Origin of the sequence: Caballeronia sp. SBC1 (assembly GCF_011493005.1) — a bacterium.
In the GTDB taxonomy this organism is placed as follows: domain Bacteria; phylum Pseudomonadota; class Gammaproteobacteria; order Burkholderiales; family Burkholderiaceae; genus Caballeronia.
The window spans coordinates 1,626,040-1,643,033 of sequence record NZ_CP049156.1; the positions used below are offsets into that span (position 1 = coordinate 1,626,040).

At 60.9% G+C, this 16,994-nt stretch carries 16 protein-coding genes; 8 read left to right on the forward strand and 8 right to left on the reverse strand.

What is annotated here, in order from left to right:
- Positions 1-322 precede the first annotated feature (322 nt).
- The 3 genes from SBC1_RS07195 to SBC1_RS07205 form a co-directional block, all read right to left on the reverse strand.
- Positions 323-718, reverse strand: coding sequence for a type II toxin-antitoxin system HigA family antitoxin (locus SBC1_RS07195; RefSeq protein ID WP_370469591.1), 396 nt, complete (start codon positions 716-718; stop codon positions 323-325).
- Positions 715-1,029, reverse strand: a complete 315-nt coding sequence (locus SBC1_RS07200; protein WP_370469592.1) for a type II toxin-antitoxin system HigB family toxin — start codon at positions 1,027-1,029, stop codon at positions 715-717. Before SBC1_RS07200 ends, SBC1_RS07195 begins: the two co-directional genes overlap by 4 nt.
- 401 nt (positions 1,030-1,430) lie before the next feature.
- Positions 1,431-2,870 (reverse strand): DHA2 family efflux MFS transporter permease subunit, encoded by a 1,440-nt coding sequence (locus SBC1_RS07205; protein ID WP_165089576.1) that lies wholly within the window; start codon positions 2,868-2,870, stop codon positions 1,431-1,433.
- A 203-nt stretch (positions 2,871-3,073) separates the two neighbouring features.
- Here SBC1_RS07205 and SBC1_RS07210 point away from each other — a divergent pair, with 203 nt between their 5' ends.
- From SBC1_RS07210 to gnd, 3 genes are all read left to right on the forward strand, one after another.
- Positions 3,074-4,126: an NADP(H)-dependent aldo-keto reductase gene (locus SBC1_RS07210; protein WP_165093109.1), complete on the forward strand. Its 1,053-nt coding sequence runs from the start codon at positions 3,074-3,076 to the stop codon at positions 4,124-4,126.
- Positions 4,127-4,410: 284 nt separating this feature from the next.
- Positions 4,411-6,507, forward strand: coding sequence for a transketolase (gene tkt / locus SBC1_RS07215; RefSeq protein ID WP_165089595.1), 2,097 nt, complete (start codon positions 4,411-4,413; stop codon positions 6,505-6,507).
- A 6-nt stretch (positions 6,508-6,513) separates the two neighbouring features.
- Positions 6,514-7,500 (forward strand): phosphogluconate dehydrogenase (NAD(+)-dependent, decarboxylating), encoded by a 987-nt coding sequence (gene gnd, locus SBC1_RS07220; RefSeq protein ID WP_165089598.1) that lies wholly within the window; start codon positions 6,514-6,516, stop codon positions 7,498-7,500.
- Positions 7,501-7,633: 133 nt separating this feature from the next.
- Here gnd and SBC1_RS07225 read toward each other — a convergent pair whose 3' ends face one another.
- Together SBC1_RS07225 and nodI are read right to left on the reverse strand one after the other, a co-directional pair.
- Positions 7,634-8,434, reverse strand: coding sequence for an ABC transporter permease (locus tag SBC1_RS07225; protein ID WP_370469615.1), 801 nt, complete (start codon positions 8,432-8,434; stop codon positions 7,634-7,636).
- A 78-nt stretch (positions 8,435-8,512) separates the two neighbouring features.
- Positions 8,513-9,478 carry a nodulation factor ABC transporter ATP-binding protein NodI gene (nodI, locus tag SBC1_RS07230; RefSeq protein WP_165089604.1) on the reverse strand — a complete coding sequence of 322 codons (966 nt, stop codon included), beginning with the start codon at positions 9,476-9,478 and terminating at the stop codon, positions 8,513-8,515.
- A gap of 425 nt (positions 9,479-9,903) precedes the next feature.
- On the opposite strand from nodI, the gene SBC1_RS07235 reads away from it, so the two are divergent.
- The gene (locus SBC1_RS07235; protein WP_165089609.1) at positions 9,904-10,410 is read left to right on the forward strand and encodes a universal stress protein; all 507 of its coding nucleotides are present in this window, start codon (positions 9,904-9,906) and stop codon (positions 10,408-10,410) included.
- Between the two features lie 143 nt (positions 10,411-10,553).
- On the opposite strand, the gene SBC1_RS07240 is transcribed toward SBC1_RS07235, so the two are convergent.
- The 3 genes from SBC1_RS07240 to lexA form a co-directional block, all read right to left on the reverse strand.
- Entirely contained in the window at positions 10,554-11,192 is a 639-nt protein-coding gene (locus tag SBC1_RS07240) for a DUF2939 domain-containing protein (protein WP_165089612.1), read from the reverse strand.
- Positions 11,193-11,335: 143 nt separating this feature from the next.
- A complete protein-coding gene (locus SBC1_RS07245) occupies positions 11,336-11,722 on the reverse strand; it encodes a hypothetical protein (protein WP_241202044.1) in 387 nt (128 codons plus the stop codon).
- Positions 11,723-11,924: 202 nt separating this feature from the next.
- On the reverse strand, positions 11,925-12,581 hold the full coding sequence (gene lexA, locus SBC1_RS07250) for a transcriptional repressor LexA (RefSeq protein ID WP_165089616.1): 657 nt from the start codon (positions 12,579-12,581) through the stop codon (positions 11,925-11,927).
- A 293-nt stretch (positions 12,582-12,874) separates the two neighbouring features.
- On the opposite strand from lexA, the gene SBC1_RS07255 reads away from it, so the two are divergent.
- The 4 genes from SBC1_RS07255 (at position 12,875) to SBC1_RS07270 (ending at position 16,991) form a co-directional block, all read left to right on the forward strand.
- Complete coding sequence (locus SBC1_RS07255; protein ID WP_165089620.1) at positions 12,875-13,924, forward strand: sulfate ABC transporter substrate-binding protein; 1,050 nt, start codon at positions 12,875-12,877, stop codon at positions 13,922-13,924.
- 170 nt (positions 13,925-14,094) lie between these two features.
- The gene (gene cysT / locus SBC1_RS07260) at positions 14,095-14,991 is read left to right on the forward strand and encodes a sulfate ABC transporter permease subunit CysT (RefSeq protein WP_165089624.1); all 897 of its coding nucleotides are present in this window, start codon (positions 14,095-14,097) and stop codon (positions 14,989-14,991) included.
- Positions 14,988-15,917 (forward strand): sulfate ABC transporter permease subunit CysW, encoded by a 930-nt coding sequence (gene cysW / locus SBC1_RS07265; RefSeq protein ID WP_165089629.1) that lies wholly within the window; start codon positions 14,988-14,990, stop codon positions 15,915-15,917. The genes cysT and cysW overlap by 4 nt, the downstream gene beginning before the upstream one ends.
- Positions 15,918-15,932: 15 nt before the next feature.
- On the forward strand, positions 15,933-16,991 hold the full coding sequence (locus tag SBC1_RS07270; protein ID WP_165089634.1) for a sulfate/molybdate ABC transporter ATP-binding protein: 1,059 nt from the start codon (positions 15,933-15,935) through the stop codon (positions 16,989-16,991).
- Positions 16,992-16,994: the final 3 nt, after the last annotated feature.

Consider the following 16,994-nt stretch of genomic DNA (forward strand, 5'->3'; position numbering starts at 1 on the left):
TGGCAGCAGGTGCTCAGCAGCGCGAACGCAACGCGCGCAGACGCCGGCGTTGAAACAGGATAGCTAGGCGCCGATTGCGTCAGGGGGAAGGATGCCGTTCGATGGGTCCATGCCGCCTCCGCTCATAAAAGCGTGAAAAATCCATGTGGTCCAGATTTGGACCATCTTGCGCGCGCTTCGCGAGCCCGTTCCCGTGCCTTCATTAGCCGAATCAGCACGGCGGTCGCTTGCGCGCGTTCGGCCTGCTTCAGGTTCGACCTTTCCAGCCTATCCTGCCACGCGCTTCACGCTTCCAATGCTGCCCCGTTGTCGGCAACGGTGCTCACGCGTGCGCCTCTTCGCGCTCTTCCTGCTCGCGCCCAATCAGCGACTCTGCCGGGATTCCAAGGCCCTCATGCAGGCGCCGGATCATCGGAAGGGTAAGCTGGCGCGTGCCGTTCAAAACCTCATAGACGCGGTGCTTCGGCCCGATGTACGGAACCATGTCGCCGACGGTCAACCCCTGTTGGTCCATCCTGAACTTGATGGCCTCGATGGGGTCGGGCGGCGGAACTGGATAGTGCTCGTCTTCATATGCGCCAACGATCGCCATCATGATCTCAAGATGGTCGCCTTCCGGCGTGCCGCGATCCGGGTGAGCGTCGAACAGCGCCGAGAGGGTGTCGAGCGCCGCATCGTAGTCTTCCTTGCTGTGAATCGGTCGGATGTCCATGCTCATTTCCTTTGTTCAACGGTGGCCGCGTCCACCTTGTCGTACTCGGCATGCGTGCCGAAGAATTTGATATAGACCGCGCGGTATTCGTATTCGATCCCTGCGATCAGCCGATACTCGTTGCCTTTAATGTTGAAGACCACGCGGTCATTGCCGATGAAACTCGCCGACGCGAACCGGTTCTTTATGTCCTGGGGCGTCCGCCAGTCTGCGCGTGACGCCTCCGCGTACCATGCCCGCAAAGCCTGCGCGGCTGCGGGGTAGTCTTCGCAGGAGGCCATGTAGGTGCTTTTGGAGTAGATTCGCATGTAGACCATGATAGTCCCACCGTGGGACCTGGTCAAGCTGATCGCTTGAGATGCGAGGGGAAGAGCCGGTGCGTCGCTTAGAACCCGGCTGGCGGTGAAATGCTACAGCGGTGCTACGGGAGTTCTAAAATCGAGTCTTAGCTTTACTGGAAAGCCTCGGATGTTTGATCGTTCCTATCCATCATGGGCGCAACGCTGACGCGGCGTGGGCTCGGTTTTAAAGCTGTCGACATGGAAAACTGCTATTTGGGACGTAAGGTGCCTTTTCGGGCATGCCTTTTCGGGCACGGAATCCTTAATTTTACCGTAACGGGCAAAAAGCCGATCGGCCGGCCGAGCGAAGGCGGCCGCGCCAGCCGAACGTCCCAGCAGCGTCAGGGGAACGTCCCGTACGGAGTGCCGTCCCTGGTTTATTTCCGTGCATGCCCACTCACTTGCGCACCCGCATTGCGATGCAGGCTGAACAGGTCCGCCACCCCCAGCAATCCCACCGCCCCCACGATCAAGAACGCGACACTGAAATCCGCGGGCACGACCGTCTGAGCGTCATGACCATGCATCCATTCGGCCAGCCTCAAGGCGATCGCTCCGAGCGCGACGCCGATCCCCATCGTGAGCTGGAACAGTGTGCTCGACAACGCCGACGCGCCGCTCATCTGTGCCTTCGGGACATCGGCGAAACTGAGTGTGTTCAGCGCCGTGAACTGCAGCGAGCGTGAGAGCCCGCTCGCAAACAACACGGCGACGATGATCCAGGTCGGCGTCGTCGGCGATATCAAACTCATCACCGCCAGCGACGCAGCCGCCAGGATTCCGTTCACGATCAGCACCGGACGAAAACCGAAGCGCCGCATGACGGGCGTGGTGACAAGTTTCATCGACAAATTGCCGGCGAACACCGACAACGTCAGCAGCCCGGATTCGAACGCGTTCAACCCGAAGCCGACCTGAAACATCAGCGGCAGCAGGAACGGCGCCGCGCTGATGGCGATGCGAAACAACGAGCCGCCGCCCATCGCCACCTTAAAGGTTTTAATCCGAAGTGCGTTGAGATCGAGTACCGGCTCGGCCGCGCGCCGCACATGCCACCACGCGCCCACGCCCGCAAGAACACCGACCGCGGTCAGCCCGCTTGCGAATGCCCAGGGCGTGTCATTGCGGCCGATGAGTTCCATTGCGTAGAGCAGGGTCGTGCAGGCGAGGCCGCACAGCACGAAACCCAGAAAATCGAAGCGGCGGCTGGCGTGCTCGCGGGTGTTATCGAGGTAACGGAGCGCCACTACCAGGCCGATCAACCCGAGCGGCAAATTCAGATAAAAGATCCAGCGCCACGACGAATACGTGGTGATAAACCCGCCAAGCGGTGGCCCGATCACGGGCGCGACGAGACCCGGCCAGGTGATGATCGAAATGGCGCGCATCAGCCCTTCTTTGGGCGTGGCGCGTAACACCGCGAGCCGTCCGACGGGAACCATCATCGCGCCGCCAATACCCTGCAGCACGCGAGCCGCCGTGAACGTGGGCAGTGTCGACGTCATGCCGCACAGCACGGACGCAACCGTGAACAGGGCAATCGCGCTGCCGAACACGGTGCGCAGGCCGAAACGATCGGCGGCCCAGCCGCTTATAGGGATGAATACGGCAAGGGTCAGCAGATACGACGTAATGCCGAGGCTCAGGTCGACGGGGTGTAGACCGAATGACCGCGCCATCTGCGGCAGCGCCGTGGCGATAATCGTGCCGTCGAGGTTCTCCATGAAGAAGGTCGCCGCGACCAGCATCACGATGACGGAGGAACCGCGTGGGTTCGCCGCGCCGGACGTGGTGCGGGAGAGGTCAGGGGCCTGCATCGAATGCTTCTCTCTTGTTCAGATCTTGAATGAAGGCGGCGATTGAAAAGCTAATGAAAGGCAACTACGCCGCATGCCGTTAGCTTACCGGGATGGGAAGGCGCTGTGGCGATGGGCATCGATGCAGCATGGCCGGGGCTATGGTAGCTTCGGCACTCGGCTAGCGCCTTTAAAACCTGAACACGAACATGGGGAAGCAAGCGATGGAGTATCGGAAACTCGGTGGAACGGATGTCAACGTCAGCCTGATCGGACTGGGCACAATGACCTGGGGCGAGCAGAACACGGAAGCCGATGCGCACGCGCAACTCAACGCCGCTCTTGATTCCGGCATCAACCTGATCGACGCCGCCGAGATGTACCCGGTGCCGCCGCGCCCCGAGACGCAAGGGCGCACGGAGGCGTACATCGGCACGTGGCTGGCAGCGAACCCGGGCGCTCGCGCCAAGGTCGTGCTCGCCACCAAGATCGCGGGACCGGCACGTCAGCCGCACAATCCGCGGCACATTCGCGGCGCAGGCAACCAGTTCGACCGTCAGAACCTGACCGAAGCCGTCAATACCAGCCTCGCACGGCTGCAGACGGATTACGTCGATTTGTACCAGCTCCACTGGCCCGACCGCAGCACGATGACGTTCGGACGCACGAACTATCCGTGGATCAAGGACGAATATACGGTGCCTATTGAAGAGACGCTGACGGTGCTCAGTGATCTCGTGAAGGCGGGCAAGATCCGCTACGTCGGGGTATCGAACGAGACGCCCTGGGGTGTCGCGCAGTTCCTCCAGGCCGCCGATAAACTCGGCCTGCCGCGAATCGTGAGCATCCAGAATCCCTACAGCCTGGTGAACCGGACGTTCGAAACCGGGCTCTCGGAGTTCACGCACAAGGAAGACGTTGGCCTGCTGGCGTATTCGCCGCTGGCATTCGGCTGGCTATCCGGCAAGTATGAGGCGGGCGCGCGTCCGGCGGGCGCACGCATTACGCTGTTCGAGCGATTTGCACGCTACAGCAAGCCGCACACGGTCAAGGCCGTCAGCGGCTACGTGGAACTCGCGCGACGTCACGGCCTGAGCCCGGCACAACTCGCGCTGGCGTTCGTGAACAGCCGGCCGTTCACCACCAGCACGCTGATCGGTGCGACGACGCTCGCGCAATTGCACGAGAACATCGGCAGCCTGGACGTGAAATTGTCCGATGAGATCCTGGCCGAAATCGATGCGCTTCATGAAGCCCAGCCGAATCCCGCTCCCTGATCGTTTCGCTGAAAAGTGTCATACGCTATGGTTACGCTGACTGAAAACGGCCACGATTTTTTACCCATTGCGTTCGTTTTTGCATGGTTTCAAGCGTAAAGTTGTTGTCTCGGTTGATGTCGTAATCGTCTGTCATAAGCCGCGCCGCGCTTGGTTGGCGCGCGCTTCGCTGTTCTTTGGTGACGCGCCAGCTGTCATGGCACTACACTTGCTCGAAGGTCCCGGTTGCCCGCTGTGGTGCCTCTCGTGCCTCAGCGCGCCCTACGCAAAAGGAGTCGTCGCTCATGCCACAAACCCCCTCGAAGTCCTCTTCCGATCTCGACACCCTCGCCATCAACACCATCCGCACGCTGTCCATGGACGCCGTGCAAAAAGCCAATTCCGGTCACCCGGGTACACCGATGGCGCTCGCACCGGTCGGCTTTCACCTGTGGCAAAACCACCTGCGCTATGACCCGACCGAGCCGCTGTGGCCGAATCGCGACCGCTTCGTGCTGTCGGTCGGCCATGCGTCGATGCTGCTGTATTCGCTGCTGCACCTGACCGGCGTGAAAGCTGTCGATCACGCCGGTAAGCCAACGGATGGTCCGGCCGTGTCGCTGGATGACATCAAGCACTTTCGGCAACTGGATAGCAATACCCCGGGTCACCCTGAATACCGCATGACATCGGGTGTTGAAACCACGACGGGTCCGCTCGGGCAGGGGCTGGGAAATAGCGTTGGCATGGCAATGGCCGGGCGCTGGTACGAGTCGCGTTTCAACAAGCCGGATGCGCAGATTTTCGACTATCACGTGTATGCGCTGTGCGGCGACGGCGACATGATGGAAGGCATCTCGCACGAAGCCGCGTCCATGGCGGGGCACCTGAAGTTGTCGAATCTGACCTGGATCTACGACAGCAACCGCGTCACCATTGAAGGCCACACGGACCTGGCTTACAGCGACGACGTGGAAACGCGCTTCAAGGGTTATCACTGGAACACGCTCCACGTTGACGACGCCAACGACGGCGCCGCGCTCGAAGCCGCGCTGAATCAGGCGAAGGCCAACACCGACGGGCCTACGCTGATCGTGGTGAAGAGCATTATCGGCTGGGGCGCGCCGCATAAGCAGGACACCTCCGCGGCACATGGCGAGCCGCTGGGCGTAGACGAAATCAAGCTCGCGAAGAAGTTCTACGGCTGGCCGGAGGACTCGAGTTTCCTCGTGCCGGATGGCGTGTATGAGCACTTCAACGAGGGCATCGGCGCACGAGGCAAGGCGGCGCGCGTTGCGTGGCAAAAGAGTTTCGACGACTACGCGAAGAAGTATCCGGACCTGGCGAAAGAGTTCGCTCAGATCGAAGCGCATGAGCTGCCGGAAGGCTGGGACGCGGACATCCCCACGTTCGACGCCGATGCGAAGGGCATGGCGTCGCGGGAATCGTCGGGCAAGGTGTTGAACGCCATTGCGAAGCGTTTCCCATGGATGATCGGCGGTTCGGCGGATTTGTCGCCATCGACAAAAACCGATATGAAGTTCGAAGGCGCGGGCAGTTTCGAGTACGACAACTATGCCGGCCGCAACCTGCACTTCGGCATTCGCGAGCACGTGATGGGCGCAATTTGCAACGGTATCGCGTTGTCGAATTTGCGGCCCTACGGTTCCACGTTCCTGATTTTCAGCGACTACATGAAGCCGCCCATCCGGCTTTCGTCCATCATGGAAGTGCCGGTGATCTACGTGTTCACGCACGATTCCATTGGCGTGGGCGAAGACGGTCCGACGCATCAGCCGATCGAACAACTTGCGTCGTTGCGCGGCGTGCCGGGACTCAGCCTGTATCGTCCGGGCGACGCGAACGAAGTTGCCGAATCGTGGCGTGCCGCGCTGGCCGAGCCACAACGTCCGGCGTGCATTGTGGTGTCGCGCCAGCCGCTGCCGACTTTCGACCGGTCGAAATATGCTTCGGCGAAGGGTGTTCACAAGGGCGCGTACATTCTCGCCGACGCTGAAGGCGGCAAGAAGCCGGAAGTCATCCTGATGGCGACGGGCAGCGAAGTGTCTGTGTGCGTCGACACCTACGAAAAGCTCAAGAGCGAAGGGATCGCGGCGCGGGTCGTCTCCATGCCGTCATGGGATCTGTTCGAACGGCAGGACAATGACTACAAGGAGTCCGTGTTTCCGCCGGATGTCGACGCGCGCGTGTGCGTGGAGCAGGCAGGTTCGCTCGGCTGGGATCGCTATGTCGGCCGTCTCGGTTCGCAGATCGTGATGCATACGTTCGGGGCGTCGGCGCCGCTCTCCGACCTGAAGAAAAAATTCGGCTTCACGCCGGAACACGTCTACGACGAAGCGAAAAAGCAGATCGAACGCGTCAAAACCAGCCATAAGGAGTAAGCCATCATGCAGATCGGAATCGTGGGATTAGGCCGTATGGGCGCGAACATTGCACGCCGGTTGATGCGCGGTGGGCAGACGTGCGTGGTGTACGACCATGCGCCTGAAGCGACGCAGGCGGTCGTGGCCGACGGCGCGACCGGATCGAGCGATCTGGGCGATCTCGTGCAGAAGCTTGCCGCGCCGCGCTCGGTCTGGTTGATGCTGCCGGCAGGCAAGATCACCGAAGACACGCTGAACGATCTCTACGAGATCCTGGAAGCGGGCGACACGATCATCGACGGCGGCAACAGCTTCTACAAGGACGACATCGTCCACGCGGCGAAGCTGAAAGAGAAGGGCATCCATTTCGTCGATGTTGGCACGTCGGGCGGCGTGTGGGGATTGGAGCGCGGCTATTGCATGATGATCGGCGGGGAGAAGGACGTGGTGCAGCGGCACGATCCGATTCTGTCGGTGCTTGCTCCCGGACGCGGCGATATTCCCGCCACGCCGAATCGCGAAGGCCGCGATGCGCGCGTGGAAAACGGCTATATGCACGTGGGGCCGGTGGGGGCGGGTCACTTCGTGAAGATGGTCCATAACGGGATCGAGTACGGCCTGATGCAGGCGTATGCGGAGGGGTTCGACATCCTGAAGCACAAGTCGTCGGCGGATCTGCCCGAGGCGCAACGCTACGATCTCGATATTGCAGACGTTGCTGAGGTGTGGCGGCGCGGCAGCGTGGTGTCGTCGTGGTTGCTCGATCTGACCGCGGGTGCGCTGGCCGGTAACAGCACGCTCGATAAGTACTCCGCCGAAGTGGCCGATAGCGGCGAAGGGCGCTGGACTATCGAGGCGGCGCTCGAGGAGGCGGTGCCGGCGCAAGTCTTGTCGGCGGCGCTGTATGCGCGGTTCCGGTCGCGCGAAGAGAATTCGTTCGCCGACCGGATGCTATCGGCAATGCGGTTCGGGTTTGGCGGCCACAAGGAGTTCAGTCCAGGACTGAAGTGAGCTGAGTTTTTCGCTGCGCTTGCGTTTGCGGCAAGCGGATTGAATGACGCAAAAAATCCCGTTTCAACTCGCGTTGGAACGGGATTTTTTTGACCACAATGGCTTTGAGCGGTCCTGTATCCCAGTCATTCACTCAACGCATCATCCGTCGACGGAACAGCACTGCGCAGATAAAAAACGGCACGATGGCATAGGCCGCTAATACGGCCACATGCAGCACGACATGTTCTGCCGGCCGGTCGAGCATCGCGGGCCGGATCAGCGCGACTGCGTGCGACAACGGCAACAACAGCGAGACGTTTTGCGCAACCGCTGGCAACTGCGTGAGCGGGAAAAACACGCCGGACAGCAGCAACATAGGCGTGAGCGCGAGCGTCTGGTAGAACATGAAGAAGTCGTAACTCGGCGCCACCGCGGTCACAATCATCGCCGTGCTCGAAAACGCCAAACCGGTCAGCACGATCACGGGCAACGCATAGAGCATTGTCGGAAAACTCGCGTAGCCGAGCACGCCGGCCACCAGCATGATCGCAACGCCCGACAGCACCGACTTGCTTGCCGCCCACACAATTTCTGCGAGCACGATGTCGCCCAACGTGAGCGGCGTATGCATGATCGCTTCCCACGTGCGCTGCACATGCATGCGCGAGAAGCCGGAGTACATGGACTCGAAACTCGCCGACATCATCACGCTCGACGCCACCGTACCCGCTGCAAGAAACGCGACGTACGAAACGCCGTCCACGTGGCCGACCATTAGGCCAAGCCCGAGACCGAGGCCGAACAGATAGATCATCGGATCGGCGAGATTGCCGAACATCGACGCAATCGCGAGCTTTTTCCAGACGAGATAATTTCGCCGCCAGACTGACATCCAGTTCGATGCGTTGGCGGGCATCGCGCTCAGGAACGGCTCGCGCTGAGGCTTGCGCACCGTGCGGGTTACACGCGGCGGCGACGCAGCGGGCACAGACGATTCAGCGGTGTTCACATTCGGTTCGCTCGACATCGATCAGTCCACCATCTCGCGCCCGGTCAGGCGCAAAAACACATCTTCAAGATTGGCCGGCCGGTGCAGATAACGCACGCCGGGCCGTCCCTTTACTCGCTGATGCACGGGCGCGGGGTCATCGACGTAACAAAACAGCGTCTCGCCGCTGATCTCCATGCGACTAACGAACGGCAGCAGTTCTTCGCGAAGGGCTTGCGGATCGGGACCATAGATCTCGATCACGTCGCAGCCGATGACCCGCTGGATGAGGTCGTCGGGTTTGCCTTCGGCCACCTTGCGGCCTTCCTCGATCACGCACAGCCGGTCGCAAAGTCGTTCGGCTTCCTCCATGAAATGCGTGGTGAGCAGGATTGTCTTGCCGCGTGCGAGCAGCGAGCGCAGTCGTTCCCAGATCAAATGCCGCGCTTGCGGATCGAGGCCGGTGGTCGGCTCGTCCATGACCAGTACGTCGGGATCGTTGACCAGTGCGCGCGCCAGCGTCAGCCGCCGCTTCATTCCTCCCGATAACTCGCCGACCCGCGCGTTCGCCTTGCTCTCCAGCCGCGCGAATTCGAGCAGCGACGGCACCACGGCTTCAATCTCGCTGCCGCTCATGCCGAAATACCGGCCGAACACGAGCAGGTTTTCGCGGACGGTGAAGTCAGGATCGAGGTTGTCGAATTGCGGCACCACGCCCACGCGGCGCCGGGCGTAACGGGCGCGCGAGGGGATCGGTTCGTCGACGAGACAGATAGTGCCCGCATCCGGCGCGGTCAGGCCGAGCAGCATCTTGAGCGTGGTCGTCTTGCCCGCCCCGTTGGGACCAAGCAGGCCGAAACACTCGCCGGGTTGGACGTGAAAAGACAGGCCATTGACGACCGTCTTGTCACCGTAATGCTTTTCGACGTCGATAAACTCGATCGCCGGATTTAGCGGCGCGGCCGTCGTGCGGGTTGCATCGCTGGGTAACACTGCTGCATCTGACATGCGCAAACTCAGGTGTTGGGTCGGAGAATGGGTTTGAAGCCGGGTCTGAAGTTGGGCCTGAAGACAAGCTAACTAGTTTAATCGATTGCACCAACGAGGCGCGTCCCGCCTCGCACGCTGCACTGCGGGCGCGCACGCGGGTTATTTCGCGGTCGCCGGGCACTTTTGCAACGCTCGCATCAACGGCTGAAAAGTCCGCCCATCAAGGGATTCACGTTCCTGGCACGGTGTCCGCTTGGCGTTTCGCGAGCAACCGGGCCGCATTAGCGTTTTCCATCGTTGCCACCGTTTCAGCGACGCACCATGATGAAGGCAACGCGGCCCGGGTTTTTGTCGCCCACCTGGCCCACGGGGCAGAATCTGCAACATTTGACGACCGTTTTTTCGATGCCCTTTGCTGCCGTTGTGCAGCGCGGAGAACCACCATGGCGAGCTACCGAAAAATCCTGTTGTGTTACGACGGATCCCGCGAAGGGCGTAAGGCGTTACGTGACGGCGCGAATCTCGCGCTCGACCTGAAAGCCGAAACGCATGTGCTTGCCGTTGTCGACATGCGTTCCAGCATCGCCCAAAGCGCCGGCCTTCTCACCGATATGGCGTGCGGCCGTTTCGAAGACGCCGCCCGGGACATCCTGCGCGAAGGCGTGGAATGGCTGACCGAGCGGGGCGTGCCAGCGCAGGGCCACTTTGCGTTCGGCCATCCGATCGATGAAATTGCCGGGCTCGCTCAGAGCTTGCAAGTGGATTTGGTAGTGGTGGGACATCGGTGCCGCACGGGCCTTGCACGCTGGTGGATGGGCTCGGGCAACACGCCGCTCATGGATCGGGTGTCTTGCAGCATTCTGGTGGCGGTGTCGCCGACGGGCACATCTGCCGAGCAGGAGGATGCCGCGCATGCGGCGAAACCCGCGAAAGCCGAGGCGAATGTCTGATGTGGCCACGGGCCTGCTGAGAGCGGCAGGCGGCTAAACCGGTGCCGCTTTCAGCTAGCAAGCCGGCAATCGGCAGATAGTGGTGGGCAGACAGCAGCAGCTGGACGGACAGTCCCGTTGCTGCAAGAAAGCTGACGGCTCGCCTAGTCGTCGTTCAACTCCACTGCGACCAGTTTCCACGAAAACAACCCGTAGCGCCGGAGAATGGCTGAATAGCGTGCATCGCCGGCTCCATGCTGGTAGTTCACCGCGAAAGTATCGAAACTTCGATACCCCGCCGTGGTTTGCGGCGGCGATTTTGGTGCGGACGGCGAAGCGACGGCAGGTGCCGGTTGGGCGGGCGCGGCGGGTTGGGGCGCCTGTGGGGCTCCCGGAGCACCGACAACCGCGCCGCTCGACTCGGACGGGACTGGCGGTTTCTCGCCTGGATCGCCCCTTGGCGGTATGCCATTGAGAATAGCGGCCACGCCGTCGGGCGTTGCATACGAATCGACCAGCGGGCCGATTAGCGCCGCGCCAATCATGGCGCCGATCATCGCCAACGGATTACCGCTCTTCTGTATGTCGATCTTGCGGGTCAGCAACTGGCCGACCTGGTCCTTCAGACTTTCACGCAGCAACGGAAAGTCGACGTACTGATTCACGGTTTCGGCGTCGCGTGCGTCGGCGGCGCGTTTCAACCGGTCTAGCGCGATATACGGCGACGCATAAATCACACCGAGTACGGCCACGACGGCCACAACCAACAACGTAATAACAACGGACTTGCTGGTACGGGACATACGCTAAGGGGCCTTTTGGCTGATGAAGTGGATGCGGCTCGAATGCAAGAGCAGAGACTGGAGACGACTCAACCCCTAGATGGACCGCAACGGCGCCAGAATTATCCCCGCGTTATCCCTGTAAATATCATTGCTTCTTAAAATCAGGCGAGCAATCCGCCTTCAACGCCTGCCCGCTCCTCGTCGATACAGCGGTCGATCATGCGCGATACCGCTTCAATATTGCCGACCATGATGACCCGCGACTCGCCGCGATAAACCCGCACCGGCGCACGTTGCTCGGCCTGCGTATGCACCGACGCGCTCAGCGATACCCGGGCGAACGCCGGCTGCCGCGAGGGTAGAACGGGCAGTTCGTCGAAGAGATCGGGGGTGTCAACGGGCTTCGATGTCTTGCAGGAGATCAGCGAGCGCAGATGCCGCAAACGGCCGAACTCGCGGAATTGCCGGAACGACAGTGGCGCACGTGCCGTCGGCGCGAACGATGCGGATAAAAAAGAAGTAGAAAACAGCCGGGCGAATCGTTCCATGATGTTTCTCCGATAACCGATGATCGATAACAATAGGACGCGCGCCGGTTCATCGCGAATGCGATGTCCGTCACGCTTTATAGGGCCGGAATTCAAGCACAGCGCGGCTGGAAGCGGGAACACTGGGAACACCCGGAAAATACCCGGAACATTCACCGCCGCGCTGCAAATCAGAAATCAGCAAACAAGATCAAATCAGAAATCAAAGCTCGCCGGAACGAATCAACCCGACTGCAATACCTTCCAGCGCAAAGTCGTCGCTGCCTGAGGCCACGAAGATGTTCTCGTAATCAGGATTTTCAGCGATCAGTTCGACACCGTCTGGACGACGCTTCCAGCGTTTAACCGTTACGTCGTCGCCGAGTCGCGCCACGACAATCTGCCCGTCCTTTGCCTCGTTTTTCTTCTGCACCGCAAGCAAATCACCGTCGAAGATGCCTGCGTCGCGCATGGAAAGACCGCGCACTTTCAACAGATAGTCCGGTTTGCTGGAGAACAGTGCCGGGTCGCAAGCGTAATGCTGGGAGATGTGTTCCTGCGCGAGGATCGGGCTACCGGCTGCCACGCGCCCGACCAGCGGCAAGGACAACTGCATGATGCTGGCGTGCGGCAACGTGAACTGATGAGGCCCGTCGTCAAGGCCGCCGTTGGTCAGCAAGCGAATGCCGCGCGATGAACCCGCGGCCAATTCGATCACCCCTTTACGCGCCAGCGCCCGAAGATGCTCTTCGGCGGAATTAGCGGAGCTAAAACCAAGTTCGGCTGCAATCTCGGCGCGCGTGGGCGGAAACCCCGTGCGTTCGATCGCGCGCTGGATCAGTTCGAAAACCTCTTGCTGCCGCGCAGTCAGTTTGCTCATTTTGGTCACGTGCTTTTGCCCCTTGTATGGCCGGTCGTCCACTGTATGGATGAACAGATGCCTGTAGTTTTATACAGTATTCGGCGCTTTTCAAGCTTTACTTTAAGTTCGACGTCGTCAGAACCACACACAGACCACAAAACGGTGCTGCAACGGCAGTTTGATGGCCGCAACGCCGCTTCCAGCCTTCATTAGCACTTTTTGATCTAAAAGAATGAATAACAATTATTTTTAATAATGAAAGCTCGTCGATAGACTCGGCTGCTCAAACACATAAGACGGGGAACGGGGCAATGCTGAGTCGGAATTCGGGGTGGAGTGCACGTGCAAGGAAGGTGTTTGCCACGGCGGTGATCGGGGCAGCGTCGGCGACTGGGATGATCGCGGGAACGATTTCGCAAGCGCACGCCGACACGTCGTTCCTCAATGTGTCCTACGACCCGACGCGTGAGTTGTACCAGGAATTCAATCAGGCTTTCGGCAAGAAATGGAAGGCTGAAACCGGTGAAACCGTCACGTTCAAACAATCGCACGGCGGTTCGGGCGGTCAGGCGCGCTCGGTCCTCGACGGGTTGCAGGCTGACGTAGTGACGCTGGCGCTTGCTTACGACATCGATGCGCTCGCAACCAAGGGGCTGGTTGCCCCGGACTGGCAGAAGCGCTTGCCGGACAACGCATCGCCGTACACATCGACCATCGTGTTTCTTGTGCGCAAAGGCAACCCGAAGCAGATCAAGGACTGGCCGGATCTGCTCAAGCCGGGCGTGTCTATCGTGACGCCGAATCCGAAGACCTCGGGCGGCGCGCGCTGGAATTACCTCGCGGCGTGGGCGTATGCAGAACATCTGCCTGGCGGCAATGCAACGACCGCGAAGGACTTCGTGACGAAGCTCTATAAGAACGCCGGCGTGCTGGATTCGGGCGCACGGGGCGCCACCACCAGTTTCGTACAACGCGGACAGGGCGACGTGTTGATCGCCTGGGAAAACGAGGCGTTCCTGTCGTTGAAGGAATTTGGCTCGGACAAGTTCGAGATTGTGGTGCCGTCGGTGAGCATCCTGGCCGAGCCGCCGGTGGCGGTCGTCGACAAGGTCGTGGATCGTCACGGTACGCGCAAGCTGGCTGAGGCGTACCTCAAGTATCTGTATAGCGAGGAAGGCCAGGAGATCGCGGCGCGCAATTTCTATCGGCCGCGTTCCACGGCAGTTCCTGCCGCGCTGACGAAGCAGTTCCCGAAGATCAAGCTTTACACCATCGACGACTCGTTTGGTGGCTGGACCAAGGCGCAAAAAACGCATTTCGCCGATGGCGGCGTGTTCGATTCGATCTATCAGCCGCAGTAAGCATAGCGGCTCGAAAGGCAGCATCGCCGGCGCTTTTGCGCTCGCGGTGCTGTAGTCGTAAAGAAGAAGCAACGAACAACACTACGGCCGCACAGACGGCCTTGAAATCAACCCGAAGCTCGACCCCGAAGCGCCGTCCCCGCGGCGCGGCGGAACTGGATGATTCACGCATGACGACCTTCACTTTCCGTAAGCCCAGCGCACTGCCGGGCTTCGGCCTGACGCTTGGGATCACGGTGGCGTATTTGAGCCTCGTGGTGCTGATTCCGCTTGCGGCGACCTTTGCCAAGACCGCCACGCTTGACTGGGCGACATTCGTGCGCGCGGTCACGGCGCCGCGCGTGCTGGCGTCGTATCGGCTGACGTTTACAGCTGCCCTCGGTGGTGCGCTGATCAACGCCGTATTCGGTTTCCTTGTGGCGTGGGTGCTCGTGCGCTACACGTTCCCGTTCAAACGGGTGGTAGATGCTGTCGTCGATCTGCCGTTCGCGTTGCCGACTTCCGTTGCCGGCATTGCGCTTGCCGCAGTGTATGCGCCGAATGGCTGGATCGGCCAGTTTCTCGCGCCGCTCGGGATCAAGGTGGCGTTCACGCCGTTGGGCGTGCTCGTGGCGCTGACGTTTATCGGCTTGCCATTCGTGGTGCGCACCGTGCAGCCCGTGCTGGAAGATTTCGAGCGCGAGCAGGAAGAAGCGGCCGCGTGCCTTGGCGCCACGCGCTGGCTGACGTTTCGCCGCGTGGTGCTGCCGTCGCTGTTTCCCGCGATTTTGACCGGGTTCGCGCTCGCGTTCGCGCGTGCACTGGGCGAATACGGGTCGGTGATTTTCATCGCGGGCAATGTGCCGATGAAGTCCGAAATCACGTCGCTACTGATCATTACGAAGCTTGAACAGTACGACTACGCCGGGGCGACCGCGATCGCCGTGGTGATGCTGTGCGTTTCGTTCCTGATGCTGCTGCTGATCAACACGCTGCAATGGTTCCTGCAACGTCGCACGAGTCGCGGTGGAGCAGGTCCTGCGCCCGCTTCGGCCAGTGCATTGCATATCGACGGGGCGAAAGCATGAGCACCGTCAACCAGAAAACTGTGAATGACACCACAGCCCGCGTGACTGAGCACAGGCTTGATCCGGTTACCGAACCCCGTGCCGTGCGCTGGATCCTGACAGCCGTCGCGCTGATTTTCCTGGCGCTGTTTCTCGTCGTGCCGCTCGTTGCCGTGTTTGCACAAGCGTTCGCGAAGGGCGTGGACTATTACTTCGATTCACTGAAAGACCCCGACGCGTGGTCCGCCATCAAGCTCACGCTGATCGTCGCTGCTATCGCTGTGCCGCTGAACGTGGTTTTCGGCCTGACGGCGTCCTGGTCTATCGCGAAGTTCGAATTCCGCGGCAAGGCCTTCCTCACGACGCTCATTGATTTGCCATTCTCGGTGTCACCGGTCGTCTCGGGCCTGATCTATGTGCTGATGTTCGGTGCGCAAGGCTGGTTCGGTCCTTGGCTCATCGACCACGATGTGCAGATCATCTTCGCGGTTCCCGGCATTGTGCTCGCCACCATTTTCGTCACATTCCCGTTCGTCGCACGCGAACTGATCCCACTGATGCAGGCGCAAGGCAACGACGAAGAAGAAGCCGCGCACGTACTCGGCGCTTCGGGCTGGCAGATCTTCCGCCGTGTGACGCTGCCGAACGTGAAATGGGGTTTGCTGTACGGCGTGATTCTCTGCAACGCGCGGGCGATGGGCGAGTTCGGCGCGGTATCGGTCGTATCGGGCCATATTCGCGGACAAACCGACACCATGCCGCTGCATGTAGAAATTCTCTACAACGAATACAACTTTTCGGCGGCATTCGCCGTGGCGTCGCTGCTTGCGCTGCTCGCGCTGGTCACGCTCGCCCTGAAGCTGCTTGCCGAGCGCCGCATGTCGCAATCGGTCGAAGCAGTGCAGGCGCGGCCCATCGATTTGCCGGTCGCGTCAATCCAGAACTAGAAGGCGAAAATCACCATGAGCATCATCGTTCGCAATTTGCAGAAGCGCTTCGGCGATTTCGTCGCGCTGGATAACGTCTCGCTCGACTTCCCGTCGGGCGAGCTCGTCGCGCTGCTCGGGCCGTCGGGCTGTGGCAAGACCACGCTGCTGCGCGTGATCGCGGGGCTGGAATACGCGGACGCCGGTTCGGTCGTGCTGAACGGCGAGGACGTGGCGGCCGTGGGCGCGCGGGAACGGCAGGTCGGCTTCGTGTTCCAGCATTACGCGCTGTTCCGCCACATGACCGTGTTCGAGAACGTGGCGTTCGGCCTGCGCGTGAAACCGCGCAAGGAGCGGCCGTCGGAATCCGTGATCCGCGAGAAAGTGCATGAATTGCTGAAACTCGTGCAGCTCGACTGGCTGGCGCAACGGTTTCCATCGGAGCTTTCAGGCGGACAGCGGCAACGGATCGCGCTGGCCCGGGCGCTGGCCGTGGAACCGAAGGTGCTGCTGCTCGACGAGCCGTTCGGCGCACTCGATGCCAAGGTCCGCAAGGAACTCCGTAGCTGGCTGCGGCGGTTGCACGACGACCTGCATATATCGACTATTTTCGTCACGCACGATCAGGAAGAGGCGCTTGAAGTCGCGGACCGGATCGTCGTGCTCAATCGTGGGCATGTGGAGCAGGTGGGCAGTCCGCAAGACGTCTATGATCATCCGCAGACGTCGTTTGTGTACGAGTTTCTCGGCGCGGCGAACCGGCTCAAGGGCAGCGTGGATGCGAACGGTTTTGTGGCGCAGGGCGCCGCGCAGCCGATTGCGACCGTTGCGAATTTCGCGGGTCCGGCGTTCGCTTACGTACGGCCGCACGACCTGACGCTGTTCCCAATCGCTACCGGTCATCGCGATGGCATCGTAGTCGATGTCCGCCGTGTCGTGACGCTGGGCGGTTCGGTGCGTGTGGATCTGGAAGGCGCTGAAGGCAACGTGCTGGAAGCGGAACTGGATCGCGAAACCTGGCGTGGATTGAATCTGAATATCGGCGATGGCGTGACCGCCGTGCCGCGTGTTCTGCGCGTGTTCCCGGCGCATTGAGCC